At 60.0% G+C, this 25,234-nt stretch carries 20 protein-coding genes and 1 other annotated feature; of the genes, 11 read left to right on the top strand and 9 right to left on the bottom strand.

Features of this window, described 5'->3' with window-relative positions; genetic code table 11:
* The first annotated feature begins 84 nt into the window (after positions 1–84).
* Both AGR13A_RS05525 and AGR13A_RS05515 read left to right on the top strand, forming a co-directional pair.
* Positions 85–543 carry an RDD family protein gene (locus AGR13A_RS05525; RefSeq protein ID WP_035217820.1) on the top strand — a complete coding sequence of 153 codons (459 nt, stop codon included), beginning with the start codon at positions 85–87 and terminating at the stop codon, positions 541–543.
* 178 nt (positions 544–721) lie between these two features.
* Positions 722–1,480, top strand: coding sequence for an arginyltransferase (locus AGR13A_RS05515; RefSeq protein WP_080834112.1), 759 nt, complete (start codon positions 722–724; stop codon positions 1,478–1,480).
* A gap of 89 nt (positions 1,481–1,569) precedes the next feature.
* Here AGR13A_RS05515 and parC read toward each other — a convergent pair whose 3' ends face one another.
* A complete protein-coding gene (gene parC, locus AGR13A_RS05510; protein WP_080834110.1) occupies positions 1,570–3,822 on the bottom strand; it encodes a DNA topoisomerase IV subunit A in 2,253 nt (750 codons plus the stop codon).
* Between the two features lie 229 nt (positions 3,823–4,051).
* On the opposite strand from parC, the gene AGR13A_RS05505 reads away from it, so the two are divergent.
* Positions 4,052–5,242, top strand: coding sequence for a hypothetical protein (locus AGR13A_RS05505; RefSeq protein ID WP_035217826.1), 1,191 nt, complete (start codon positions 4,052–4,054; stop codon positions 5,240–5,242).
* A gap of 41 nt (positions 5,243–5,283) precedes the next feature.
* On the opposite strand, the gene AGR13A_RS05500 is transcribed toward AGR13A_RS05505, so the two are convergent.
* From AGR13A_RS05500 to aspS, 4 genes are all read right to left on the bottom strand, one after another.
* Positions 5,284–6,765: a SulP family inorganic anion transporter gene (locus AGR13A_RS05500; protein ID WP_080834108.1), complete on the bottom strand. Its 1,482-nt coding sequence runs from the start codon at positions 6,763–6,765 to the stop codon at positions 5,284–5,286.
* A 74-nt stretch (positions 6,766–6,839) separates the two neighbouring features.
* Positions 6,840–6,895 (bottom strand) — a sequence feature (sul1 is cis-regulatory element that is thought to sense ions involved in sulfur or methionine metabolism; They are found in Alphaproteobacteria).
* A gap of 75 nt (positions 6,896–6,970) precedes the next feature.
* Positions 6,971–9,082 carry a methyl-accepting chemotaxis protein gene (locus AGR13A_RS05495; protein ID WP_080834105.1) on the bottom strand — a complete coding sequence of 704 codons (2,112 nt, stop codon included), beginning with the start codon at positions 9,080–9,082 and terminating at the stop codon, positions 6,971–6,973.
* Positions 9,083–9,185: 103 nt separating this feature from the next.
* On the bottom strand, positions 9,186–9,662 hold the full coding sequence (locus AGR13A_RS05490) for an FUSC family protein (protein WP_080834103.1): 477 nt from the start codon (positions 9,660–9,662) through the stop codon (positions 9,186–9,188).
* Position 9,663: 1 nt separating this feature from the next.
* Positions 9,664–11,451 carry an aspartate--tRNA ligase gene (aspS, locus tag AGR13A_RS05485; RefSeq protein WP_080836597.1) on the bottom strand — a complete coding sequence of 596 codons (1,788 nt, stop codon included), beginning with the start codon at positions 11,449–11,451 and terminating at the stop codon, positions 9,664–9,666.
* 179 nt (positions 11,452–11,630) lie between these two features.
* Here aspS and AGR13A_RS05480 point away from each other — a divergent pair, with 179 nt between their 5' ends.
* The 8 genes from AGR13A_RS05480 (at position 11,631) to AGR13A_RS05445 (ending at position 19,297) form a co-directional block, all read left to right on the top strand.
* On the top strand, positions 11,631–12,902 hold the full coding sequence (locus AGR13A_RS05480; RefSeq protein WP_080834102.1) for an MFS transporter: 1,272 nt from the start codon (positions 11,631–11,633) through the stop codon (positions 12,900–12,902).
* An 82-nt stretch (positions 12,903–12,984) separates the two neighbouring features.
* Entirely contained in the window at positions 12,985–14,145 is a 1,161-nt protein-coding gene (gene rnd / locus AGR13A_RS05475; protein ID WP_035217843.1) for a ribonuclease D, read from the top strand.
* 79 nt (positions 14,146–14,224) lie between these two features.
* Positions 14,225–14,833: a hypothetical protein gene (locus tag AGR13A_RS05470; protein ID WP_080834100.1), complete on the top strand. Its 609-nt coding sequence runs from the start codon at positions 14,225–14,227 to the stop codon at positions 14,831–14,833.
* 183 nt (positions 14,834–15,016) lie between these two features.
* Positions 15,017–16,045 carry an adenylate/guanylate cyclase domain-containing protein gene (locus AGR13A_RS05465; RefSeq protein ID WP_035217846.1) on the top strand — a complete coding sequence of 343 codons (1,029 nt, stop codon included), beginning with the start codon at positions 15,017–15,019 and terminating at the stop codon, positions 16,043–16,045.
* Between the two features lie 141 nt (positions 16,046–16,186).
* Positions 16,187–17,545 carry an esterase-like activity of phytase family protein gene (locus AGR13A_RS05460; RefSeq protein ID WP_080834099.1) on the top strand — a complete coding sequence of 453 codons (1,359 nt, stop codon included), beginning with the start codon at positions 16,187–16,189 and terminating at the stop codon, positions 17,543–17,545.
* Positions 17,546–17,696: 151 nt separating this feature from the next.
* Complete coding sequence (locus AGR13A_RS05455; RefSeq protein WP_080834097.1) at positions 17,697–18,044, top strand: YunG family protein; 348 nt, start codon at positions 17,697–17,699, stop codon at positions 18,042–18,044.
* 137 nt (positions 18,045–18,181) lie between these two features.
* The gene (locus AGR13A_RS05450; RefSeq protein WP_080834095.1) at positions 18,182–18,529 is read left to right on the top strand and encodes a hypothetical protein; all 348 of its coding nucleotides are present in this window, start codon (positions 18,182–18,184) and stop codon (positions 18,527–18,529) included.
* 135 nt (positions 18,530–18,664) lie between these two features.
* Positions 18,665–19,297 (top strand): DapH/DapD/GlmU-related protein, encoded by a 633-nt coding sequence (locus AGR13A_RS05445; protein ID WP_080834093.1) that lies wholly within the window; start codon positions 18,665–18,667, stop codon positions 19,295–19,297.
* A gap of 63 nt (positions 19,298–19,360) precedes the next feature.
* On the opposite strand, the gene ppx is transcribed toward AGR13A_RS05445, so the two are convergent.
* The 4 genes from ppx to AGR13A_RS05425 are packed head-to-tail and all read right to left on the bottom strand — an operon-like array spanning position 19,361 to position 25,069.
* Positions 19,361–20,884, bottom strand: coding sequence for an exopolyphosphatase (gene ppx / locus AGR13A_RS05440; protein WP_080834092.1), 1,524 nt, complete (start codon positions 20,882–20,884; stop codon positions 19,361–19,363).
* Positions 20,881–23,127: an RNA degradosome polyphosphate kinase gene (locus AGR13A_RS05435; RefSeq protein ID WP_167377519.1), complete on the bottom strand. Its 2,247-nt coding sequence runs from the start codon at positions 23,125–23,127 to the stop codon at positions 20,881–20,883. Before AGR13A_RS05435 ends, ppx begins: the two co-directional genes overlap by 4 nt.
* Before the next feature lie 53 nt (positions 23,128–23,180).
* A complete protein-coding gene (hdaA, locus tag AGR13A_RS05430; protein WP_080834090.1) occupies positions 23,181–23,909 on the bottom strand; it encodes a DnaA regulatory inactivator HdaA in 729 nt (242 codons plus the stop codon).
* A gap of 2 nt (positions 23,910–23,911) precedes the next feature.
* The gene (locus AGR13A_RS05425) at positions 23,912–25,069 is read right to left on the bottom strand and encodes an AI-2E family transporter (RefSeq protein WP_035217867.1); all 1,158 of its coding nucleotides are present in this window, start codon (positions 25,067–25,069) and stop codon (positions 23,912–23,914) included.
* Positions 25,070–25,234 lie beyond the last annotated feature (165 nt).

Raw genomic sequence — 25,234 nt, 5'->3', positions numbered from 1 at the left:
TGTATTCGGTCGTTTTCTTCCCATATTGTCTGCTGACACGGCACTGATGCCGCGCTGTCATGCCTTCTCAGGAGAAAACGACCGATGAGCCTCGACCAGAACCCCACCTATGCCGCACCGGATGACTGGCGCGCCTATAGCGGCGTCCTGAGCCGGCGGGTCTTCGCGTTCCTGATCGATTATGCGATTGTTCTCCTGTTGTGCATTCCGGCAGCTGTGATCGTCTTCTTTCTTGGCGTGATTACCCTCGGCCTCGGCTTCTTCCTCTATCCGGCGCTGTTCGTCATCGTTGCGGTGCTTTATTTCGGCATGACGCTCGGCGGCCCCTCGCAGGCGACCCCCGGCATGCGGGCGATGGGGATAGCCATGGCGCGGATGGACGGGCGGCGAATCGATTTCCTGCTGTCGACCGTTCACATCGTGCTTTTCTGGGTCATCAACTCGGTTTTGACGCCGCTGATCCTGCTTGCAGGCCTGTTTACCGAGCGTTCGCGCCTCGTTCACGACTTCCTGCTCGGCACCGTCATCGTCAGAACGCGCTGATATTGCGGAAAGCCACGCAAACGTGGCTTTCAAACCCCGCAAATGCCGCATCTCGCAGTTGACGTTTTCCGGCATTTTGCCATTCTGTGACATTATGCATGTCGCTTGAAGCGCCGCCGCCAACCCCGTGAAATCGCGGCGCGCTTTCATAACAGACGCAGGAGGCGATCACGGTTCGATGAACACGCAGGCGACGCCCTCTCCCCAATTCTATCTTACGGCGCCGGCCACCTGCCCCTATCTGCCGAACCAGATGGAGCGGAAGGTCTTCACCCATCTGGTCGGCCCGCGCGCTTCGGAAATGAACGATCTTCTGACCCAGGGCGGTTTCAGGCGCTCGCAGAACATCGCCTATCGCCCGGCCTGCGAAAACTGCCGCGCCTGCGTCTCCGTGCGTATCCTGACCGAACAGTTCCAGCCGACGAAATCGATGCGGCGCGTTCTGGCCGCCAACAGGGACGTCGTCGCCACGGTTCATGCCGCCGAGCCCTCCACCGAACAATTCGCCCTGTTTCGCCGCTATCTCGACCACCGCCACCAGTCGGGCGGCATGTCCGACATGTCGGCGCTGGACTATGCGATCATGGTGGAAGACACGCATGTGAATACCCGCATCATCGAATATCGCGTGCGCGAGCCCGGCTCCGGCATCGATTCCAGCAAGCGCGGCGAACTTCTGGCCGTGGCGCTCAGCGATGTGATGAGCGATGGCCTCTCGATGGTCTATTCCTTCTTCAATCCCGATCTTGAAAAACGCTCGCTCGGCACCTTCATGATCATCGATCACATCACCCGCACCCGCGCACTTGGCCTGCCGCATGTCTATCTCGGCTACTGGGTCGATGGTTCGGAAAAGATGGGCTACAAGACCCGCTACCATCCGCAGGAGCATCTGACGCCGCGCGGGTGGGAGGTTTACCACCCCGAAGAAAAATGAACTCTCGTTAACGCCTCAGCGAATGCTGAGCTCTTGAAGTAAAGCAGGAAAGACGTCCCGGCTTTGCAACCGGGAACGTCATTTACGTATTACCCGCCAAATTTCCCGCTGCGCGGAAAGCCCTTCGGCACGGTGCGGCCAACAGTGGCACGGTCGGCCAGCCATTCGCGCAATTCCTCACCCACCTTGTTGAACAGACGGCCGGCCGTGTCGGACCATGACAAGCCCTCAGCGAGCGCGAAACATTTCACGTCAACGACGCCGCCATCCTTGTAGCGCTGCAGGCGCACGCCCTTGCCGCGCGACATTTCCGGCACCTGCGAAAGCGGGAAGGCCAGGAGCTTCCGATTTTCGCCGACGACGGCGACATGGTCGCCCGTGACCGGCACGGCGAGCTTGGCTTCATCCGGCATCGAGACATTCATGATCTGCTTGCCCTTGCGGGTATTCGCGACCATTTCGCTCTCGGGCACGATGAAACCATTGCCGGCCGTGGAGACGAGCAGCAACTTGCGCGATGGATCGTGCACGAAGGCGGTCAGGATGTCCTGATCGTTTTCCATGTCGACCATGATACGGATCGGCTCGCCATGGCCGCGACCGCCCGGCAGCTTGTCTGCGCCGAGCGTATAGGCCTTGCCGCCTGTCGTCAGCAGCAGCAGCTTGTCCGTCGTCTGCGCCGGGAAGGCCAGTTTCGGTCCGTCGCCTTCCTTGAAGGTGAGAGACGAGGTATCGGACATGTGTCCCTTCAGCGCCCGGATCCAGCCCTTCTGCGAGATGACGATGGTGACCGGTTCCTTTTCGATCATCGCCTGCTGGATGGCCTCGATATCGGCATCCGGCGCATCCGCGAACTGCGTGCGGCGGCGGCCGATCTCGGTTGCCTTGGCATATTTCTTTTTGACCTCGCCGATTTCCCAGGCGACGGTCTGCCATTGCTTGTCATCGGAAGCGAGCAGCGCCTCGATCTCGGCCTTTTCGCTGCTGAGTTCATCGAACTCCTTGCGGATTTCGAATTCCTCCAGCTTGCGCAGATTGCGCAGCCGCATGTTGAGGATGGCTTCGGCCTGATTGTCGGTGAGCGACCACTTGGCCATCATCACCTGTTTCGGCTCATCCTCCTCGCGGATGATGCGGATGACTTCATCGAGATTGAGATAAGCGACGAGCAGGCCACCGAGAATCTCGAGCCTGCGGTCGATGGCCGCCAGACGGTGGCGGGAACGGCGGACCAGCACATCCTTGCGGTGCGCCAGCCACTCGCTCAACACCTCGTTCAGCGCCATCACCTTCGGCACCTTGCCGAGCGACAGCACGTTCATGTTGAGCGGCAGGCGGCTTTCGAGGTCGGACAGGCGGAACAGCGATTCCATCAGCAGCGTCGCATCGACGGTGCGGCTCTTCGGCACCAGCACGATGCGCACGTCTTCGGCCGATTCGTCGCGAATATCCTCGAGAAGCGGCAGCTTGCGGGCAATCAGCAGCTCGGCGATCTTCTCGATCAGGCGCGATTTCTGCACCTGGAAGGGGATTTCGGTGATGACGATCTGGTAACCGCCGCGGCCGAGATCTTCAGTCTCCCATTTGGCGCGCACGCGGAAACCGCCACGACCGGTCTTATAGGCATCGAGAATATTCTCACGGCTCTCAACGATCACACCGCCCGTCGGCAGGTCGGGGCCGGGAATGAATTCCACCAGCTTTTCAACCGTCGCATCGGGATGCTTGATGAGGTAAAGCGCCGCGTCGCAAAGTTCATGGGCGTTGTGCGGCGGGATCGACGTCGCCATGCCCACCGCAATGCCGGAGGCGCCGTTGGCGAGCAGATTGGGGAATGCGCCCGGCAGGACGACCGGTTCCTCGTCTTCTTCGTTATAGGTGGCGCGGAAATCCACCGCATCTTCGCCGATCCCCTCGAGCAGCAGCGCCGCAACCTCGGTCATGCGCGCTTCGGTGTAACGATAGGCGGCGGCGCCGTCGCCATCGATATTGCCGAAGTTGCCCTGCCCGTCGACAATCGGATAACGCTGGGAGAAATCCTGCGCGAGACGCACCAGCGCATCATAGACAGACTGGTCGCCATGCGGATGGAATTTACCGATCACGTCACCGACGATACGGGCGCATTTCTTGAAGGCCGAGTTGGGGCGAATGCCCATTTCACTCATGGCATGAATGATGCGGCGGTGAACCGGCTTCAGGCCGTCGCGCACATCCGGCAGCGCACGATGCATGATCGTGGACAAGGCGTAAGCGAGGTAGCGCTCTTCAAGCGCCGCCTTCAAATCGACCGGATGAATGTTATCGTCTCCGCCTGACGGAGGTACAAGATTTTTTCCCATGGTGCTTGACTAGCGGAAATGCCGATTCCCGGCAAGAAATTCGGGGGTCTGCCCTGTGGATGAAAGCAACTCTTTCATACTGTTTTTTGTTAACCGCGTTGCAGATGCCGCAATGCCGCCGTCATGGGAATCGATCTAAATCCTATAGACCTTTGAATAATCGCGAATATAAGTATCACCATTCGAATTCGGACACGGTGCACAGCCGTACGTTGAGGGAAGAAACATCATGAGACTGAAATCCACCCGGCAGGTTCTTTTCGCGAGTGCCGCGCTTCTTACGCTTTCGGCACCGGCCTTCGCGCTGGATGGCGGGGATGTGCTGAAGAAGATCAATGCGGCCTATGCCGCGCAGGGCGGCGAGATCGCTGCCGGTTCCGTCGCCGTCAACGGCTCGACGGTGACCCTGAACAGCGTGACCTTCAACGCGGCCGCCGATCCGGCCAAGAAGATCCCGGTCGGCAATGTGACGCTCGAAGGCGTCGAGGAAAACAACGGCGGCTACAAGATCAAGAACGCCCGCTTCGATAATATCGACTACAAGCAGGAAAATGTGGAGATCAAGGCAAGCGACATCTACATGTCGGGCCTCGTCATTCCGGGCGATGCGACCACCGGCACCATCGATGCGCTGATGTTCTACGACGAAGCGCATAGCGGTCCGGTTTCCGTTTCCATCGACGGCAAGCCGGCTTTCTCGCTCGAGGAAAGCACCGCAACCATGTCCGTCAGCGACGACAAGGCTTCTATCGGTTTCGAACTCGACGCATCCGGCTTCAAGGCCGATCTCAGCGAAGTGACCGATCCCGGCACGAAGGACGCGATTGAAAAGCTCAATCTGCAGGCGCTTTCCGGCGACATGACCATGAGCGGCAGCTGGGAAGTGGCCTCCGGCACCATCGACGTCGAAGAATATGCCATCGACCTCGACAATGTCGGCCGTCTCAACATGTCGTTCGGCTTCTCCGGCTACACGCTCGACTTCATCAAGTCGATGCAGGAGACGGTGAAGGCGCAGGCCGCCAATCCGAACAAGGAACAGGCGGACCAGGCAGCAAGCCTCGCCATGCTCGGCCTGATGCAGCAGCTTTCCTTCGTCAACGCTGAAATCAGCTTCGAAGACGCCAGCATCACCAAGCGCGCCATCGACTATGCGGCAAGCCAGCAGGGCATGACGGGCGACCAGCTTGCCCAGACCATCAAGGGCATGGCGCCGATCATGATGGCCTCGCTCAACGTTCCGGAATTGCAGAACATGGTGTCGGCGGCGATCAACACCTATATCGACAATCCGAAGAACTTCTCGATCACCGCAGAGCCGGAAAAGCCGGTTCCGTTCCCGATGATCATGGGCGCTGCCATGGGCGCGCCGAATACCCTGCCGAAAATGCTCGGCGTGACGGTAACGGCAAACGAATAGAACCAAAAAGCCCCGGTCATGCCGGGGCTTTTCTTTTGCACTCAGTGCAGCGGCGCGACAGCGCCATCCTGTTTATCGTGCAGGGCGAAGCGGTCGATCATGTGGGCGCTCGCCTCGTTGACGCCGATCACCTCGACCCGCCTGCCGGCCTTGCGGAATTTCAGGACCACCTTGTCCAGAGCGCCAACCGCCGAAATGTCCCACAGATGCGCCTGGGTGACATCGATTGTCACCGCCTCAACCTCCTCGGCAAAATCGAAGGCGGCGATGAAGCTTTCCGTCGAGGCAAAGAAAATCTGGCCATCCACGCGATAGACCCGCTCCCTGCCATCGGCTGAAAGCTCCGGCCGGACATGGAAGAGTTTCGACACCTTGCCCGCGAAAAACACGCCGGAAAGAAGGACGCCGACCAGCACGCCCTTTGCAAGATCATGGGTCGCAAGCACCGTGCCGACCGTGACCAGCATGACGATGCTTGACGATGGCGGGTTGCGGCGCAGATCAAGGATCGAACGCCACGAGAAGGTGCCGATGGAGACCATGATCATCACCGCCACCAGCGCGGCCATGGGAATGATGCGCACGAGATCATCCAGCACCAGTATGAGGAACAGCAGAAACGCGCCCGCGACGAAGGTGGACAAGCGGCCACGACCGCCGGAACTGACATTGATGACGGACTGGCCGATCATGGCGCAGCCGCCCATGCCGCCGATGAGGGCAGACGCAATATTGCTCGTCCCCTGCCCGATGCATTCCTGGCTCTTGTTGCTGCCCGTATCCGTCATGTCGTCGACGATCTGCGCCGTCAGCAGCGATTCCAGAAGACCGACGGCGGCGAGCGCGACGGAATAGGGAAAGATAATCTGCAGCGTCTCGAAGGTCAGCGGCACCTGCGGCAGGGCGAATATCGGCAGCGTCGAGGGCAACTCACCGAGATCGCCGACCGTGCGGATATCCATGCCGGAGAAGACGGCGACACAGGTGAGAACGATGATGGCGACCAGCGGCGACGGCACTATTTTGGTGACCAGCGGGAAGAGATAGATGATCGCAAGACCGGTCATGATCATGACGTAGGTTTCGACCGGCACGCCGATCAGCTCGGGCAATTGCGCCATGAAAATCAGGATCGCCAGCGCATTGACGAAGCCGGTCATGACCGAACGCGAGACGAAGCGCATCACCCTGCCGAGTTTTACAAGGCCCGCCAGAATTTGCAGCACGCCCATGAGGATGGTGGCGGCGAAGAGATATTGCAGCCCGTGTTCCTTGACGAGCGTAACCATCAGGACGGCGGTGGCGGCGGTTGCCGCCGAGATCATGCCCGGTCTGCCGCCGGTAAAGGCGGAAACGCAGGCAATCGCAAAGGAGGCGAACAATCCCACCTTCGGATCGACCCCGGCGATGACGGAAAAGCCGATGGCTTCGGGAATGAGGGCGAGTGCCACGACGATGCCGGAAAGGAGATCGCCGCGAATATTGGAAAACCACTCACGTCTGTAAGTCTGAAATCTGTTCATTTGATTTTTTCGCAAAGAATGACGCACCGGCCGGAGCCATGTCCGGTAGATTGAAAAGGAATGTCGGTGCTTTGCGTTGTCTGGCGGATCGGCGGCCAGAAGAGCCACCCGGGGTTTCACCGGGTCCGTGGTGAGTAACCCATCTATAAACAGCAAAAAAGCGGGCGGCAAGTTGCGCACCCGCTTTTCGATGGCTGGACCTATATCAGGCCGCTTCGCGCTGGCTCATCCTCTGCATCTGCATGTCCGTCTCGCTCAGCTGAAATTGATAGACCAGTTCCTTCAGCCGCGCCGTCTCGCCGGCCAGCATGGCGCTGGCGGCATTGTTTTCCTCGACCATGGCGGCGTTCTGCTGCGTGCCCTGATCCAGATGGTTGACGGTGGCGTTGATTTCGGAAAGGCCGAGCGACTGCTCCTTCGTGGCGACGGCGATCGCCTCGATATGATCGTTGATTGTCTTGACCGAGCCGCCGATACGCGAGAGGGCGGCCCCTGTTTCGCGCACGAAACGCGCACCGTCCTTCACCTCTGTACTGGAGTTGCGAATGAGCACCTTGATCTCGGCGGCCGCCTTTGCGGAGCGTTGCGCCAGTTCCCGCACTTCCTGGGCAACGACGGCGAAACCGCGTCCCGCCTCGCCCGCACGTGCGGCCTCGACACCGGCATTGAGTGCAAGAAGATTGGTCTGAAAGGCAATCTCATCAATGACGCTGATGATGCTGCCGATCTTGCCCGATGACTGTTCGATCTTTTCCATCGCCATGATCGTATCGACAACGAGATCGGCCGTGCGGCTGGCGTCCTCGTCTGCGGAATGGGCGACCGCACGGGCTTCCACCGCACGCTCCGCCGAAATGCGGATATTCGTCGTCAATTCATCCAGCGCAGCAGCGGTTTCCTCCAGCGAGGCGGCCTGCTGCTCGGTGCGGCGGGCGAGATCGGCAGCGCTCTGGCTGATCTCCTGGCTGCCGCCATCAATCGCCACGCTCGACTGCACGACGCCGGACATGGCGGCATCGAGCTGGCGGATCGTCCGGTTGAGATCGTGGCGCAGGGCTTCGAAATCCGGGGCGAAAGGCTCATGGAGTTCGAAGGAGAGGTCGCCGGCGGCAAGGCGATGCAGCGCCGCCGCAAGTCCCGTTGTCGCCTGCATCAGCCGCGTCTTCGCCTCGGCCTCCGCCTCGCGCTGGAACCGCGCTTTTTCCTCTTCGGCCTGCCGGCGGGCGACAAGGGCTTCGGTCTCCAGCTCTATCTTGGCGATGGCCGCCTGCCGGAAAACCTCAAGCGCCTGCGCCATGGCGCCAAACTCGTCACTGCGGCGAAGGCCGGGGACGTCGAGCTCCGTCTCACCTCCCGCCAGACGACGCATCGCGCCGGTAATGGCGGTGGCTGGACGGGTTATCGAACGGCCAATGAGATAAACTCCGGCAAAAAGGCTGATAACGGCGAGCGCGATAAGCGCGACAACGATGGAAACGGTTGTTTCCGCCGCAGTCTGATTTTTCAGCGCGCTGGCTTCCCGCTCCTGGCGATAGGCCGTGGAAATATCCGCGACAACGGGCAGCAGCGCATTATACGCAGTGGCGACCGTTTCGCGCGCCTTCTGCTCCTCCAGCACGGCCTGCGCATAAAAGCGGAAGGAGGCAGTGTAAATTTCCAGAGCATCCATGATGCGCTGGCGCTCCGCGCCCGGCCGGTATTCCTGCTTCACCAGCGCCTTGAAGGTTTCCACCTCGGCGGCATGTTTGCCCGTGTAGGCTTCATCGCGCCGCAAAATGAAATCCTTTTCATGCCGGCGCATCATCAGCATGCTGGCACGGATTTCGGCATTGGCGACGGTGTCGATGAGCTTTTCGATGGAATGCACGCCATTGCGCATGGCGCCCTCAAGGCCCTCTGTCGGCGTGAGGCCCAGTTCCGCATTCTTGGCGACCAGCGCCTTCATGCGGTCAGAATAAGCAGCAGCACCCTGCGCGAGCGCTTCAAGCCGCGTCCGGGTCTGCGGCGTCGCCTCGTCTGCGAGATGGTTCAAAGACTGCCGGACCTGATCCATCGTCTGGTCAAGCCGCGCAACGGATTTCATATCGCGGGTCAGCAGAAAATCTCTCTGATGAAGACGGCTTTCATGCAAACCGTCCTCCAGCGCCGCCAGCACCCCGTCCCGCTCGATCAGCGTCTCTTCGGCGACGCGATAACGCGCCTCCATCTGCCTTTGCCAGAGCAGCATGCCCGCGATGACGGCGATCCCGCACAGCGCTGCCAGTGCGAGCATGGATACGCGATGCGCAATTTTAAACGTCGAGATCAGCGAAAACATTCAACCCTCGTTTGCAGATTTCACGATGGGATGAATGATTGAGAAGGTTTAAGAACTCCTCTACTGGATTTGTCAGTTTAATTAAGGTTTTATGACAAGACCGCTAGAGCTTCAGCCGCTCGCGAAAGAAGACGAGCGCTACGGCCACACCTGTCGCCACACCCACGATCACATCGACAAAACGGACAAAACCGGCAGCCTGCGGCCCCATCAAAAGCACCAGCATGGCCGAAGCGCCAGCCTGTATCGGCACGACCGGCGGCAGGCCGAACATGGAGGCGAGGATCATGGCGATGAAAGTCGCCGAGGCCAGCCGGATTTCAGCGACATCATGCGGGACGAGGAGCGCAATCTCCCCGACGAGAATGCCGACGGTGACACCAACCATCAGGCCAAGGCCCTGGCGAACATGGCTTGGAATTCCCGGAGCAAGGCAGATAAGCGCGCTGATTGCGGCAAAGACGGGTTGCGGATGGCCCAGCCACCGATGCGCGACCCAGAACGCAAAAGCGGCCGCAAGTGCGGCCGCCAATCCACGGGTGAAGGCTGCACGAACCCGGTCGAGCAGCGTCTTCACCATATCAGTCCTTCTTGGACGGAACGACGCGCAGCGCCAGCTCACGAAGCTGGGTCGGCGTTGCCGGCGACGGCGCGTTCATCAGGAGGTCCTGCGCCTGCTGGTTCATCGGGAACAGCGTGATTTCGCGCAGGTTCTTCGCGCCAACAAGCAGCATGACGACACGGTCGATGCCGAAAGCGCAACCGCCATGCGGAGGCGCGCCATACTGGAAGGCACGGTAGAGACCGCCGAAACGCTCTTCCACATCGCTCTGCGACAGGCCCACCTTTTCGAAGGCCTTGACCATCAGTTCAGGCGACTGGTTACGGATCGAGCCGGAGGCGATTTCGAAGCCGTTGCAGACCGCGTCATACTGGAACGCCTTGATGGAGAGCGGATCCTGCCCTTCCAGCGCTTCCAGACCGCCCTGCGGCATGGAGAAGGGGTTGTGGGCGAAGTCGATCTTCTTTTCTTCCTCGTTATATTCGAAGAAGGGGAAATCGACGATCCAGCACATTTCGAAACGGTCGCGGTCGATCAGGTTCAGCTCGTCGGCGGCGCGGGTGCGTGCCTCACCGGCAAACTTGTAGAACTTGGCGGGATCGCCGGCGACAAAGAAGCATGCATCGCCTGCCTCAAGGCCGAGCTGCTGGCGCAGCGCCTCGGTGCGTTCTTCGCCGATGTTCTTGGCGAGCGGACCGGAACCGCCGACCTTGCCGTCCTCTTCCTTCCAGAAGATATAGCCGAGGCCGGGCTGTCCCTGAGACTGTGCCCATGCGTTCATGCGGTCGCAGAAAGCGCGCGAACCGCCGGTCTTGGCCGGAATGGCCCAGACCTGAACCTTGGGGTTGGAAGCGATCATGTTGGCGAAGACCTTGAAGCCCGAACCGTCGAAATGCTCGGTCACGGCTTCCATGACGATCGGGTTGCGCAGGTCCGGCTTGTCGGAGCCATATTTGCGGATCGCCTCGTCGTAGGGAATGCGCGGCCACTGTTTGGTAACCGGCTTGCCTTCGGCGAATTTCTCGAACACGGCCGTCATCATCGGCTCCATCGTGGTCCAGACATCTTCCTGGGTCACGAAGCTCATTTCGACGTCGAGCTGGTAGAACTCGCCCGGCAGGCGGTCGGCGCGCGGGTCTTCATCGCGGAAGCATGGCGCGATCTGGAAATAACGGTCGAAACCGGCCACCATCAGAAGCTGCTTATACTGCTGCGGCGCCTGCGGCAGCGCGAAGAACTTGCCTTCATGGATGCGCGAGGGCACGAGGAAGTCGCGCGCGCCTTCCGGCGAGGAAGCGGTGAGGATCGGCGTCGTATATTCGGCGAAACCGGCATCGGCCATGCCGGTGCGCATGGCGGAGATGATCTGCGTGCGCTTGACGATGTTCTTGTGCAGCGTTTCGCGGCGAAGATCGAGGAAGCGGTATTTCAGGCGAACGTCTTCAGGATAGTCAGGCTCGCCGAAGACCGGCAGCGGCAGTTCCTTGGCAACGCCGAGAACCTCGATTTCCTGCGCATAAAGCTCGATCTCGCCGGTCGCCATGCCCTTGTTGACGGTGTCTTCCGAACGCGCCTTGACGAGGCCATCGATGCGGATGACCCATTCACCGCGAACCGTCTCGGCAACCCTGAAGGCCGGGCTGTCCGGATCGGCCACCACCTGGGTGATGCCATAGTGGTCGCGAAGGTCGATGAAGAGAACGCCGCCATGATCTCGCACGCGATGAACCCAACCGGAAAGGCGAACGGTTTCGCCGACGTCGGACTTGCGGAGAGCGGCACAGGTGTGGCTGCGGTAACGATGCATTTTTTTATCCTGGAACGTGTCGTGGGCCAGATGGGCGGCACTGTCGAAATTTGCCGGAAAAGCGCATGGCCAGCCTGATTTGTCAAGGCAAAGCACAACAATGTCGCCTTCTGGCTGTCCTTTCCCCCTCCTTGGCTTTAGATAGTCCTAATCAGCCCGCCAAACCGAGTCGGCCCGCAATGAGCCAGATCAGACCTCTTATCCCGCTTCTCGTCACCGCCGGCATTCTGATCGGCGGTAACGGCCTGCAGGGAACCTATATAGCCTTGCGTGGCCTCTCCGAAGGATTTTCGGCCAGCACCATCGGCCTCATCAGCGCCGCCTACAGCATCGGATTTGCGCTTGGCTGCATTTCGGTGACGCGGCTTCTGCGCAAGATCGGCCATATCCGCACCTTCGCCACCATGGCGGCCGTCGCGTCGGCCGCGTCGATCGCCATGCCGCTGGTCATTCATCCGCTGTTCTGGATGCTGATGCGTTTCGTCATCGGCATTGCTGTCGCCTGTCTTTTCGCGGCGATAGAAAGCTGGATCAACGCGCAGGTGACGAATTCCAACCGGGCACGCACGCTTTCCATCTATCGCTTCGTCGATCTCGGCTCCGTGACGCTCGCACAATATATCATTCCCATCGCCGGCATCGACGGACCGGTGGTATTTTCGCTGATCGCCATGGCGCTCACGCTGTCGCTGGTGCCGATCTCGCTTGCCGACAAATCCAACCCCGCGCCGCCGAAACAGATTCCCTTCAATCTTTTCGCGGTCTGGCGCATCTCGCCGCTTGCCGTGGTCGGCTGCGTGGCCGTCGGCCTCAGCATGGCGGCGTTTCGCAATATCGGACCGATCTATGCCGAACAGATCGGGCTTTCCGTCACCGCCATCGCCACCTTCATGAGCGCCGGCATCATCGGCGGCGTGGTGCTGCAATATCCGCTCGGCGTCTATTCCGACCGCTACGACCGGCGCATCATCATTCTCGCCACCACGGCCGGGTCGGTGATCGTCGGCCTGTTTCTCGCCTTCTTTGCCGGCACGGATGAGTGGAGCAACATCATCGGCGTCTTCATCTTTGGCGCCTTCGCCCTGCCGCTCTATTCGTTGAGTTCCGCCCACGGCAACGACCATGCCAAGGAGGGCGAACATGCGATGGTTTCCGCCGGGCTGCTGTTCTTCTGGTCGGTGGGCGCAACCGTCGGGCCGCTGCTTGCCTCCGTGCTGATCGACCAGTTCGGTCCGAAAGCGCTGTTCAGCTATACGGCCGCGATCCAGATCGTTTTCATCGCCTACACCATATACCGGCTACGGGTGCGCGAGGGCGTTCCCGTAGAGGAGAGAAACTGGCGGTTCCGCTCGCTTTTGCGCACATCCGCCTATTTCCAGAAGCTCGCCGCGCCCCCGCCACCCAAAAAGGACGGGCAAGAGCCAAATCCGCCCGAGAAAAACGATCCTTAAGCCTTCAAAAGCGGGCTTTGTATTGACATGCGCCCGGCAAAGGGAAAGTAAGACGGATAATTTTCACGAGTGGCCATTTGCAATGATTGAAACGACTGCCGCCCTCGCCGAAGCCTGCACGGAACTGGCGAAATCGGAATTCATCACCATCGACACCGAATTTCTGCGGGAAACGACCTTCTGGCCGGAACTCTGCCTCGTGCAGATGGCGAGCCCGACGCTCGAGGTGCTGGTTGACCCGCTCGCCAAGGGTATCGACCTGACCCCGCTTTTCGAGCTGATGGCCAATCCTGCCGTCGTGAAGGTTTTCCACGCCGCGCGCCAGGATATCGAAATCATCTACCATCTCGGCGGGCTTATTCCGCATCCGATCTTCGACACCCAGGTCGCCGCCATGGTCTGCGGTTTCGGCGATTCGATCTCCTATGACCAGCTGGTGCAGAAGATCAAGAATGTGCAGATCGACAAATCCTCGCGTTTCACCGACTGGAGCCGCCGCCCGCTGACCGACAAGCAGCTGGACTACGCGCTGGCCGACGTGACCCATCTGCGCGACGTCTATCTGGCGCTGAAGGCGCAGCTGGAGCGCGAAGGCCGCTCGCTGTGGCTGACCGAAGAGATGGATATTCTCGAATCGCGCGATACCTACGACATGCATCCCGACGATGCGTGGCTGCGGCTGAAATCGCGTCTGCGCAAGCCGACGGAACTTGCGATCCTCAAATTCGTCGCCGCCTGGCGCGAGCGTGAGGCGCGGTCGCGCAACGTGCCGCGTTCACGCGTTTTGAAGGACGACGCCATTTTCGAAATCGCCCAGCAGCAGCCGAAGGATGCCGAGGCCCTGTCGCGGCTTCGCACCATCCCGAAGGGCTGGGAGCGTTCCGCTTCCGGCACGGCCATCATCGAAACCGTGAACGCGGCGCTGGCGCTTCCCAAGGAAGACATGCCGAAGGCACCGCGTCACAGCCATGCGCCGGAAGGCTCCGGTGCTGCCGTGGAACTGCTGAAGGTCCTCCTGAAGCTGACCGCCGACAAGCATGGCGTCGCCGCCAAGGTCATCGCCAATAGCGAGGATCTGGACAAGATCGCCTCCGAGGGCGAAAAGGCGAGCGTGGCCGCATTGACCGGCTGGCGGCGGGAACTCTTCGGTGATGTGGCGCTGAAACTCATCAACGGCGAAGTGGCGCTGCGTTTCGCCGGCAAGAAGGTCGAGGCGGTTGAGGTGGCAGCGAGCGAGCCGTAATCGCCCGCGCGCCGGACCGTAATTTCGCCCGCATCGCATTCCATCTCTGTGCCGATAGTTGCGCTTTGAGGGTATTGCCATGAAACCTGCCAGCACGCTTCTGGTGGCCGCCTCCGTGGCGGTCGCAGGCATCCTCCCTGCCCCCGCAAGCACCCACGCCGATGATGGCAAGGTCGATCTTCAGGGAGAATGGACGACCGACTGCCTGAAAATCGGCAAGAATGACCGGCACGGCATCGTTACGCGCATCACGATACGTGGCGAAAGCATGCATGCCGTCTCGCAGATCTACGCCCGCAACAGCTGCCAGCAGCCGACTGTGCAGGTGCGTTACGAAGGCGCGCTGGATGGCGGGCTGAAAGACCATGACAGCCTGCTGTTTGCCCATACCGTCACCTCGATCACCATGACGCCGAACGACCCCGCTGTCGTCGAACATTATAATGGCGACCCGAAAGGCACCGGTTGCGGCCTGAGCGGCTGGAAAGAGAATATTCCTTTCGATGTCGACGGCAAAACCTGCGCGGCAATCACTTTCGCCGGCAGAGGAGAAACCCTGTTCGACCGGGCATGGATAGAGGGCAACCGGCTGCGCTTTGCCGCCTTTCCGGTCAAATGGTCGAACCGCTCGCCGGACGACCGACCGCAATCCCCGCTTGAAACCGTCTATTACAGAACATCCTATTAGACGTAACGCGGTATCAGCACCCGTTTTGCGGCAACAGGGCAACAACCTTTCCAATCCTTCATGTGACCTTACCGAAAGGTCACTTTTTGCAGCGCATTTTCCGCATTAATGTCGCATATGACCTGAACAGAAGCTTCGCCCGGCGGGAACGGCGGGCTTCCCTTCCCGAGATCAAGAACCGATATGAGAAAATTGCTGCCCATTCTGGATTACGTGGTGCTCTTCGTTGCCGTGGCCGGCAGCGGCGTGGCCTATGCGCTTCTGGAATATGGCGGCGGCGCGCTGATCGGTGCTACCTATGCGCTGTTCGCCTGCACGCCCATCCTTGCTTTCGAGCGCGGCTATATCATGCCGGGCCTGTCGCGGCAGGTCAGCGCCCTGCCGACACCGGCCTATATCGCCGTCGGCCTCATTATCTACGCCATCCTCGTCTTTTGCGGCTTCGGGCTTGGTGGCACGATCCTTTGGCTCAGCGGGATATTTCCCGGCACCTGGAAGCGGGCGGTGCATGCCGAGGTGCAAACCCTCGTCTTTACCCTCATCGTCTGCGGCATCATCGTTTTCATCATGCGCGTGCGTGAGCTTCTCGGCCGCGATATCTTCATCGACCTCATTCTCGGGCGCTACAGACGCCCGGTGAGCGAAGACCGGGTCTTCATCTTCATCGATCTCGTCGGCTCCACCTCCTTCGCCGAAACCCATGGTGACCTGAAGGCGCAGGAGTTTCTCGGTGAAATCTTCGCAAGCTATGCCGCGCCGGTGAGAAAGCACGGCGGTGTCATCGACGATTACATCGGCGACGCCGCCATCATCACCTGGCCCTATCACATGGCGATAAGGCGGGCGGCCTGCGTGCGCTGCGTTTTCGACGTCCAGGCGACCATCGAAAGCAATCGCGACATGTGGCTCGCCCGCTTCGGCGAAGTGCCGCGCCTGCGCTTCGCCATCCATGGCGGACCGGTCATCACCGCCGAAATCGGCGTCGACCATCACAAGATCACCTATTTCGGCGACACGGTGAACACCACCTCACGGCTCGAATCGCTGAGCAAGATGCTGGGACACCCCGTGCTGATTTCCGCCGATCTTGCGCATCAGCTGGTGCTTCCCAAGGGCGTGCGCAGCGAATATCTCGGCGAACATGCGGTCAAGGGCCGCGGCCAGACGCTCGGCGTGTGCACGCTCAGCCAGTATCAGGCCCCTGCTGCTTAAGCCAAGACGCGGGGGCAATACTGGCTTTTTAGGACATCGTCATCAAAATTCATCAAAGCTTCAAACGACAATCACCTGCCTGTCATGCGACGACCATATCGCCTCAATCCTGTCTTCAACAGGAAATGAGGGGTCTCCATCATGAAGCACGTTCTTTTCGCCTCCTGCGCTCTTCTTGCGCTCGCCACCGCTTCGCATGCGGTTGAGAAGGAGTTTCCGGCAAAGCTGGTCTCCCACGCCATTCTGCCGGCCAATACCATCATCGCAGCACCCGCCGATGCACCGGAGCACCTCAAGACCTCCGCCAAGTTCACGACGGCCGACCGCAAGCGCGCTGAAGGTCTCGGCACCGTGCCCGGCAAGGACGGTGTGCGCCTGACCGGCCTTTCCATGCCGTTCAACGGCCAGCCCATGCAGGGCTTTTCCGGCATCAAGGCCATGGCCGACGGCAGCTTCTGGAGCCTTTCCGACAATGGTTTCGGTTCCAAGCTCAATTCCAGCGACGCCATGCTGATGCTTCACCATCTGAAATTCGACTGGGACGCCGGCAAGGTCAATGCGCTTGAAACCGTGTTCCTCTCCGACCCTGATATGAAGGCACCCTTCCCGATCGTTCTGGAAGGCTCGAGCAAGCGTTACCTGACGGGTGCGGATTTCGACGTTGAATCCATTCAGCCGGTTGCCGATGGTTTCTGGGTGGGCGAGGAATTCGGGCCTTACATCCTGAAATTCACCCGCGACGGCAAGTTGACCGACGTCATCACCACCAAGGCTGGCGACATCGAGGTGAAGTCCCCGGATCATCCGACCCTGGCACTGCCCGGCAACCCGACGCAGAAAATGCCGGCTTTCAACCTGAAGCGTTCAGGCGGTTATGAAGGCATGGCGCTCTCCAAGGACGGCTCCAGGCTCTATGGCCTTCTCGAAGGCCCGCTCTACACCGCCGACGGCCAGGTGGAGAAAACCGAAGACGGTTCGACCGCACTGCGCATCATCGAACTCGACACCGCCAAGAAGGAATGGACCGGCCGCACCTGGCTTTACCCCTTGGCCCAAGGCGGCGAAGCCATCGGCGACTTCAATATGCTGGACGACAGCACGGCGCTGGTCATCGAGCGTGACAATGGCGCCGGCACCGCCGACAAGGCCTGCGCCGACCCGAAGAAGCCGGAAGCAAACTGCTTTGCCGTGCCCTCCAAGGTCAAGCGCATCTACAAGATCGAGTTCAATGACGCCAATGTCGGCAAGGCCGCGCGCAAGATCGGCTATATCGATCTGCTGAAAATCTCCGATCCTGATAACAAGAAGCGTCAGGGCGGCAGCAATAGTTTCTACGACATGCCTTTCGTCACCATCGAGAATGTCGATCGCGTTGACGCCACGCATATCATCGTCGGCAACGACAACAACCTGCCCTTCTCCGCCGGCCGTGCGCTGGACAAGGCCGATGACAACGAGTTCGTCCTGCTTGAGGTCAAGGACCTGCTCGACGCGAAGTAAAAAAGGTGCCGGAATCCATTCCGGCACCGTCCGCACCTGGTGCGAATTCAACGGTCGGAGCGTCCCACCGCCTTCACAGGCTGCGCGGCGCTCCGTTTCTCCTCTGACCATGCCTGACCCGGAACGCGGTTCCGAAACAGGAAAGACCCAAATGCAGGACCATGCCGAACGACTCTATTATGCCTTAAGGAAAAGCTGGTCGGGCGAGACCAGCACCCTCTGGTCGCGCGAAAACCCCGCCCGGGGACAGGGCGGCGTCACAGCGCTGGTGGTTCAGGATATTTTCGGTGGCGAACTCGCCAAAACTGCCGTCAGCGGCGCGGACCATTTTTACAATATCATCGAGGACATTCGCTGGGATTTCACCTTCGCCCAGTTCGATGTCCCCGTCGGTTATCAGGATAGGCCGGCCACCCGCACCGAGGCGATGGCGAGGATCACGCCACTGCAATATGCCTATCTCAGCGCTTGCATCAGGAAGGCGCTGGGACACGGCTGACCGCTCACACATCGATGCCGGTCGCCTACCGGTTGTTGCGGTTTGAACGCATTATTTGAGGCTTTCCCCGCAAAGCGGACACAATCCATGCGATAGTATCGGCTCGCAAAACGAGACGCAGCGAGGAGATATGTCCGATGAATGATAGCTGTCCTGTCCTGACGCCCGCCGAACGGCAGGCACAGAATATAGTGGAACGGACAGAAGAGGCTATGGTGGCTGCAATTGACGCAGCACTTGAGCGCGCCAGCAAACAGGCCGCCGAGGAACTCCAGAGCATTGGCTCAGAAATACAGCCGCCCGCCTATGAGTATTTTGCCGCCGTCGCACATCAGCAGCTTTTCCTGTTGTTATGCGGCGCCAACAGGGGAACATTCCAGGGCGGGGACCCCGAAGTTGCAGCCCACCTCATCAGGAACGCTCAAAACATATCCGACCATTACTGGAAAAAGAAAGACGCTGCTGCGGATGTTTCAGGCGGCTGACCGCGCTGCCCTTCTGCCTGAAAGCATAGTTTCGGGCGACACGCAGTAGCCCGGCAAGGTCGGGCTTATCTGGCAGTCTCACGTCACAGAGCCTTCATCATCCCCGGCTAAGCAGGCGCAAATCCGGAGGCTGGAATGGATTCGACTGCACAAATCAACCGTCCAAAAATCGCAGAAACCGTCATCCATCCCACCGCGAGCATCAGAGATGCAGCTATCGGTAGATGTTGCGAAATTTTGGCGGATACCTCCCTGCACAATGTGGAACTCGGAAATTACTCCTATCTTGGCCCCCGATGCATGGTCGGAGATGCGACCATTGGAAAATTCTGCGCCATCGCTGCGGACGTGAGGATAGGAGCGCCAAACCATCCGATGGATAGACCGTCCATGCATCGTTTCAGCTACTGCCCGGAATATTACGCAACAGATGCTGTCCGCGACGACGCCTTTTTCGATCAGCGCAAACAGGACCGCGCCATCATCGGTCACGATGTGTGGATTGGTCACGGGGTCATTGTGTTGCCGGGCGTGAAAATTGGGAACGGCGCCGTGCTGGCAGCCGGCGCTGTCGTCACCAAGGACGTGCCGGCCTACACGATCGTCGGTGGCGTTCCCGCAAAAATCATTCGCGAGCGATTTTCACGGCGTATCGCGGAGACGCTCACTGCAATCGCCTGGTGGGACTGGCCGTTCGAAACGATCATCGCGCGGCTTAGCGACTTTCAATCAAGCGATATCGAAGCCTTTTGCGAGCGCTGGTCCTAGCGCGTCGTTACAACTGTTCCGGCCGGCGATTGCTGCAGGCGCAAACGAAAAAACATCCGTTCGTTACTCGAACACGAATGCCAGCCGCTTGCCCGTCAGCTTCGCAAGCTGCTGCAAACGTCCGTCCAGACGCTCACCAGCGAAATCGCAATAATCATGCGGTACGACGAATTCCAGGTCCACATCCGGATTGGTGGATTTGCGGAATTTCAGGTGGTCGACGACGCCAGGCATCGAAGCCGAGAAGAGGTAGACGACGCGCAGCAGGCCGCCGAGAAGTTTCCCCAGCTCCAGCAGGCGATCGCCAGCCATGGCTGCGAGCGGTTGGGTGGTGCCGTTGTCGTTCAGCCCCTCGAAACGGTAATAATTGGCAAGCGCGATATAGGCGCGGCCCGGATGGGTGATCGCCACGAAGGAGGAATGGGCGATGATGTTCAATGCCTGCAGGCCACGATAGTCTGGATGGGCGCGCCAGCTGATATCGGCCAGAAGGCAGGCCGCCTGCCGGTAACGGCTTTCCTCTTCCGTCTCTTCGATACCGAAGACCGGGAAAGTGCGGCCGCTCCAGTCCGCCAGTTCACGTGCATGTTCAGGCGAACGGGCGCGCAGAATGGCAAGTTCGTCGGCGGTGACCAGCAGCGGATCGGAATCCCGCTCGGTCTCCGTCAGGAGCGAATAGAGATAACCTTCGCGCACGCCCTGCGCCGAGAAGGCGATCTTTGCCGGTTTCATGACCTTCAGAACTTCACGCATGGCGATGGCGCCGAAGGGCAGCAGCGAACGGCGGTTCTTGGATACCGCCTGCCAGGCCGGGTCCTTGCTGTCCCTGGAGACGATAACCTCTTCCAGAAAATTCAGCATTTCTTCCAGCGGCAATTCGTAACCCTGCATCATGTGCAGCGGATAGCCGGTGATTTCCATGTGCAGCTTGGCGATATTTCGCCATGTGCCGCCCACGGCATAAAAGGTACGCCCCTCGCCCGCGGACAGAAGTTTTGCGAAGGATTTGACGTGTTTTCTGGCAATGGTCGCGGCTTTTTCCAGCGAGCCGTCCGATTGCTCCGACAGTCGCAGGCCGCCGAGCGGCAGGGTGATGCCCTCGCCGCAGCTTTTGCCCTTGATGTCGATGAGTTCAAGCGAACCACCGCCCAGGTCGCCGGCAATGCCATCCGGCTCGTGGAAACCGCTGATAACGCCATAGGCGGAATAAAGCGCTTCCTTCTCGCCTGACAGCACCTCGATCTCGCAACCGAGGATCGCTTCGGCTTCGCGGATGAAATCCGGCCCGTTTTCCGCTTCACGCGCTGCCGCCGTTGCCAGCACGTAGAGCTGCTGCGCCTGCGCCTGTTCGGAAAGCGCATGGAAGCGCCGTAGGGCCATCAATGCCCGGCCAACACCTTCCTCATGCATGCGGCCCGTCAGCGCCAGCCCCTTGCCGAGACCGCAAAGGACCTTTTCGTTGAACAGCACGGCGGGCGCGCGGGAGAGGCCTTCATATACGACGAGACGAACGGAGTTCGAACCAATATCTATGACGGAAACGGGGGCAAGGCCGGTCAGCCGCCCCTGTGCTTCTGATCGAGTCATTCAGCCTGTTTCTTGCGGGACGAAATCAACCCGGCAATCAATTTGGGCGCACTGGATTTCAAGGCTTCACCACGTCCGGAAAGGCTGGGATTGGTCATGAAATAGTGCTGCGCGTTGAACGGTTCTTCGCCTTTACGCACCTCGATGCGCCTCGACGTTCCGTCCGCAAGTATCTCGTAGCTCTGCTGGTTGTCAATGAGATTGCCCAGCATAATCTGTGAAAGAACCTGCTCGTGCACGGTGGGGTTGGTGAGCGGCACCAGCGTTTCCACACGGCGATCGAGGTTGCGCGGCATCATGTCGGCGGAGCCGATATAGACCAGCGCCTTGTCGGAAGGCAGGCCGAAACCATTACCGAAGCAGAAGATGCGGCTGTGCTCCAGGAAGCGGCCGACGATCGATTTAACGCGGATATTGTCCGACAGGCCCGGCACCTGCGGACGCAGGCAGCAGATGCCGCGCACCACAAGATCGATTTCCACACCGGCTGCACTGGCACGGTAAAGGGAATCGATGATTTCAGGATCGACCAGCGAATTCATCTTCATCCAGATCGCCGCAGGCGCGCCGCGCTTGGCGTGTTCGATCTCTTCATTGATGTGCTTCACGATGCGCGAGCGCAGCGTATAGGGCGAAATCGCGAGCTTCATGCCTTCTTCCGGTTCGCCATAACCGGTGATGAAGTTGAAGATATTCGCCATGTCATGGGCGATCTTCGGGTTGCAGGTGAAGAAGGAAAGGTCGGTATAAATCTTGGCCGTGATCGGGTGATAGTTGCCGGTGCCGAGGTGGCAATAGGTCCGGAGCTTGCCGTCTTCGCGGCGCACCACCATCGACATCTTGGCATGGGTCTTCAGTTCGATGAAGCCGAACACCACCTGCACGCCGGCTCGCTCCAGGTCGCGCGCCCAGCGGATATTGGCTTCTTCATCGAAACGTGCCTTCAGCTCCACCAGCGCGGTGACGGACTTACCCGCTTCGGCCGCGTCGATCAGCGCGCGAACGATCGGGCTGTCATTGGAGGTGCGATAAAGCGTCTGCTTGATGGCAAGCACGTCGGGGTCGCGTGCGGCCTGCAGCAGGAACTGCACAACCACGTCGAAGCTTTCATAGGGGTGGTGAACCACCATGTCCTTTTCGCGGATGGCGGCGAGGCAATCGCCGGCATGTTCGCGCACGCGCTCGGGGAAACGGGCGTTGTAGGGTTCGAATTTCAGGTCGTCGCGCGGCGCCCGCACGATTTCCGAAATGGTGTTGAGTGCGAGAAGGCCGGGCAGAACGGCGACGCGATTATCCGGCACGCCAAGTTCGTGCACCACGAACTGGCGCAGCGACTGCGGCATTTCGCTGTCAGTCTCGATGCGGATAACGGAGCCGCGGCGACGGCGCTTCAGGGCGCTTTCAAAGAAACGGACCAGATCTTCCGCCTCTTCCTCCACTTCGATATCGCTGTCGCGGATGATGCGGAAGGTGCCGAAACCACGCACCGTATAGCCGGGATAAAGCCGGTGAATGAACAGGCCCACCACATCTTCAAGCGTGATGTAGCGGATGGCGTTCCTGTCATCCGGCAGACGCACGAAACGGTCGAGCGCCGGCGGCAGGCGCAGAAGCGCGGTCATCGGCTCGCGGCCATTGACGCTGTCGAGCTGCAGGCCCATGGAGAAGCCGAGGTTCGGAATGAACGGGAACGGGTGCGCAGGGTCGATGGACAGCGGCGTCAGCACCGGGAAAATGCGTTCCTCGAATTCCGTGCCCAGCCAGGTCCGATCCGCATCGGAAAGTGCCGCAGGGCGCACGACGAAGATGTCTTCCTTGGCGAGATATTGCTGCAGAACGGCAAGCGAGGCCTGCTGCTCCATCTGCAGATTGTCGATTTCCTTCAGAATGTCTTCCAGCTGCTCGGCCGGCGTCTTGCCATCGGGCGTCTTGACCGTGATCTTCTGGCGCACCTGCCCTTCAAGGCCGGCGACACGAACCATGAAGAACTCGTCAAGATTGGCGGCGGAGATGGAGAGAAAACGCAGCCGCTCCAGAAGCGGGTGATCCGTATTCAGCGTTTCTTCCAGAACACGGCGGTTGAACTGCAGCCAGGAGAATTCGCGGTTGATGAAACGGGCGGGGCTGTCCCAGAGGTTCTCGCCCTCGATCACCGGCTGAACCTTGTCCAAATTGTCCTGCGCTACTGCGTCCATGCCCTGTTCCATCCCCTGACCTAATTCCGTCCCGTGATCCTGCTGCATCGCGTGATCGTCCTTCTTGCCCGTATAACAGTTTGACGACGGAACTGTGACAGTCAATCGCCGTCCAGCCCCTCGCCCACCGCTGCACTCTCCATCGCGTTGAGAACTTCCGCCGCCAGCGGACGGGTAATCCTTGTCCCACGCGAGAGCGCCAGCCTGTCGATCCGGTCCACGATCGTCTGCGCCGTATCGAGCGAACGCTCCATTCTATTGACGATGTAACCTATGAGTTTGTCATCCATGTAAAGCTGACGGTCGGCAAAGAGTTTCATCAGCACCTGCGCCAGAAGTCCCTCATCCGGCTCGCCGGTCTCCACCACGGTTACGGCTTTGAGACGCGAGCGCAGATCCGGCAGCGTCACCGGCCATGCGGCCGGCCATTGCCGGCTGGTCATCAGAAGCGTCTTGCCGTGCTGGCGCACGCTGTTGATGACGTGGAAGAGTTCGGTGTCGTCGAAACCGCGGCGATCGGCATCTTCGAAAAGCACCGGTGCGCTCTCGGCCGCTCGCGCGGCATCCGCACCGGCCTGCGGGTGGATTTCCACGGCGCCGCTGATGTTTTTCCAGATATTGGCGAGATGCGACTTCCCCGAACCCGGCGGCCCGGCGAGCACAACCACGGGCGATGGCCAATTCGGCCATTCATCAACGAGGCTGACCGCAGCCTCGAGCGAAGCGGATACGAGAAGGTCTTCCCTGCCGGAGGCGGCCTGGTGCGAGAATACGAGCGGCAGCTGCTCGGCCTTCGACCGGGCGTTGTCGGTTTTGATCTGGTCAGTCATCGTCAGCCCTGACCGTCCGCCTTGGTGGAGGACGTTTCCCTTTCTTCCAAGGCAGGGTTGGCCTCCCACGGAAGGTTGGCGGCGTGTCCGTGGTAAAGATCGCTTTCAAGATACCGCGACAAGGCGAAGCGGACAAGCACGCCGACGGCCGCCGCGGCCGGCACCGCAACCAGAAGGCCGACAAAGCCGAAAAGCGCGCCGAAAGCGAACAGGGCAAACATCAGCCACACCGGATGCAGGCCGACGCTTTTGCCAACGAGCTTCGGCTGGAGGATGTTGCCCTCGATGAACTGGCCGGAGAAGAACACGGCAAGCGTCAGAAAGACATAAATATAGTCCGGCCAGAACTGCACGATGGCGACGCCGACGGCGAGGATGAGGCCGACCATCGAACCAATATAGGGGATAAAGCTGATGAGGCCGGAGAAAAGGCCGATCAGCAGGCCGAAATTGAGGCCCACCAGCGACAGGCCGACAGCATAATAAACGCCGAGGATAAGGCAGAGCGACCCCTGCCCGCGCACGAAACCGGCAATCGTATTGTCCATGTCGCGGGCGATCTGGCGGACGGTATGCACGTAGTCGCGCGGTATCCAGCTGTCGACCTTGTCGATCATCCTGTCCCAGTCGAGCAGCAGATAGAAAGCGACGACGGGCGTGACGACCAGCAGCGACACGACGTCGACCAGCGATTTGCCGGAATTCCATATCTGCGTCAGCAGGGTGCCGATAAAGCCGGCGCCCTCCGTCAGGAGCTTTGAAAAATTCTCCTTCACCGAGTTGATCTGGCTGCTCACCCAATCAGGCAGGAGGTTGGTATCCGCACCCGCGATCAGCTGCTGCAGGGACGATATATATTGCGGGATTCGGGTGATGAATTCCGACGCCTGGGCGGCAATCACCGGAATGATGATGATGAGCGACAGCGCGAAGATCAGCACGAAGGAAACGAGAATGACGACGGTTGCCATCAACCGGCTGAGGCCGCGCCGTTCCAGCCAGTCGGCGACCGGATCGAGAAAATAGGCAAGCGCCATGCCCGCCACGAAAGGCAGGAGAATGGAGCTGAAGACCATCAGGAAAAGGATAAAGACGGCAAGCACGCCGATCCAGAAAAACACCTGTCGGCGCAGGTTCGTACCACTCACATGGGGTTGCATCCGTTCATCCTCTTGTCGCCGTCCCTTAACCGCCCATGATGGAGATAGGATGCGCATGTGCACATGGTCAAGACCGGCAATCCGGCAGCGTCTGGCAGGCAGGCGCCGGACAGGTGCATCGAGGGCCCGTTTTCAAGCCTGCACGGACCATTCCCGGTCCAGAAA

The sequence above is a fragment of the Agrobacterium genomosp. 13 str. CFBP 6927 genome (assembly GCA_900012615.1).
In the GTDB taxonomy this organism is placed as follows: Bacteria; Pseudomonadota; Alphaproteobacteria; order Rhizobiales; family Rhizobiaceae; genus Agrobacterium.
This window is presented reverse-complemented; position numbering and strand designations above follow the sequence as displayed.

Excerpts from the sequence above, each read along its gene's own strand:
- AGR13A_RS05525 (WP_035217820.1), top strand. The coding sequence starts at position 85 with ATGAGCCTCGACCAGAACCCCACCTATGCCGCACCGGATGACTGGCGC.
- AGR13A_RS05515 (WP_080834112.1), top strand. The coding sequence starts at position 722 with ATGAACACGCAGGCGACGCCCTCTCCCCAATTCTATCTTACGGCGCCG.
- parC (WP_080834110.1), bottom strand. The coding sequence starts at position 3,822 with ATGGGAAAAAATCTTGTACCTCCGTCAGGCGGAGACGATAACATTCAT.
- AGR13A_RS05505 (WP_035217826.1), top strand. The coding sequence starts at position 4,052 with ATGAGACTGAAATCCACCCGGCAGGTTCTTTTCGCGAGTGCCGCGCTT.
- AGR13A_RS05500 (WP_080834108.1), bottom strand. The coding sequence starts at position 6,765 with ATGAACAGATTTCAGACTTACAGACGTGAGTGGTTTTCCAATATTCGC.
- AGR13A_RS05495 (WP_080834105.1), bottom strand. The coding sequence starts at position 9,082 with ATGTTTTCGCTGATCTCGACGTTTAAAATTGCGCATCGCGTATCCATG.
- AGR13A_RS05490 (WP_080834103.1), bottom strand. The coding sequence starts at position 9,662 with ATGGTGAAGACGCTGCTCGACCGGGTTCGTGCAGCCTTCACCCGTGGA.
- aspS (WP_080836597.1), bottom strand. The coding sequence starts at position 11,451 with ATGCATCGTTACCGCAGCCACACCTGTGCCGCTCTCCGCAAGTCCGAC.
- AGR13A_RS05480 (WP_080834102.1), top strand. The coding sequence starts at position 11,631 with ATGAGCCAGATCAGACCTCTTATCCCGCTTCTCGTCACCGCCGGCATT.
- rnd (WP_035217843.1), top strand. The coding sequence starts at position 12,985 with ATGATTGAAACGACTGCCGCCCTCGCCGAAGCCTGCACGGAACTGGCG.
- AGR13A_RS05470 (WP_080834100.1), top strand. The coding sequence starts at position 14,225 with ATGAAACCTGCCAGCACGCTTCTGGTGGCCGCCTCCGTGGCGGTCGCA.
- AGR13A_RS05465 (WP_035217846.1), top strand. The coding sequence starts at position 15,017 with ATGAGAAAATTGCTGCCCATTCTGGATTACGTGGTGCTCTTCGTTGCC.
- AGR13A_RS05460 (WP_080834099.1), top strand. The coding sequence starts at position 16,187 with ATGAAGCACGTTCTTTTCGCCTCCTGCGCTCTTCTTGCGCTCGCCACC.
- AGR13A_RS05455 (WP_080834097.1), top strand. The coding sequence starts at position 17,697 with ATGCAGGACCATGCCGAACGACTCTATTATGCCTTAAGGAAAAGCTGG.
- AGR13A_RS05450 (WP_080834095.1), top strand. The coding sequence starts at position 18,182 with ATGAATGATAGCTGTCCTGTCCTGACGCCCGCCGAACGGCAGGCACAG.
- AGR13A_RS05445 (WP_080834093.1), top strand. The coding sequence starts at position 18,665 with ATGGATTCGACTGCACAAATCAACCGTCCAAAAATCGCAGAAACCGTC.
- ppx (WP_080834092.1), bottom strand. The coding sequence starts at position 20,884 with ATGACTCGATCAGAAGCACAGGGGCGGCTGACCGGCCTTGCCCCCGTT.
- AGR13A_RS05435 (WP_167377519.1), bottom strand. The coding sequence starts at position 23,127 with ATGCAGCAGGATCACGGGACGGAATTAGGTCAGGGGATGGAACAGGGC.
- hdaA (WP_080834090.1), bottom strand. The coding sequence starts at position 23,909 with ATGACTGACCAGATCAAAACCGACAACGCCCGGTCGAAGGCCGAGCAG.
- AGR13A_RS05425 (WP_035217867.1), bottom strand. The coding sequence starts at position 25,069 with ATGCAACCCCATGTGAGTGGTACGAACCTGCGCCGACAGGTGTTTTTC.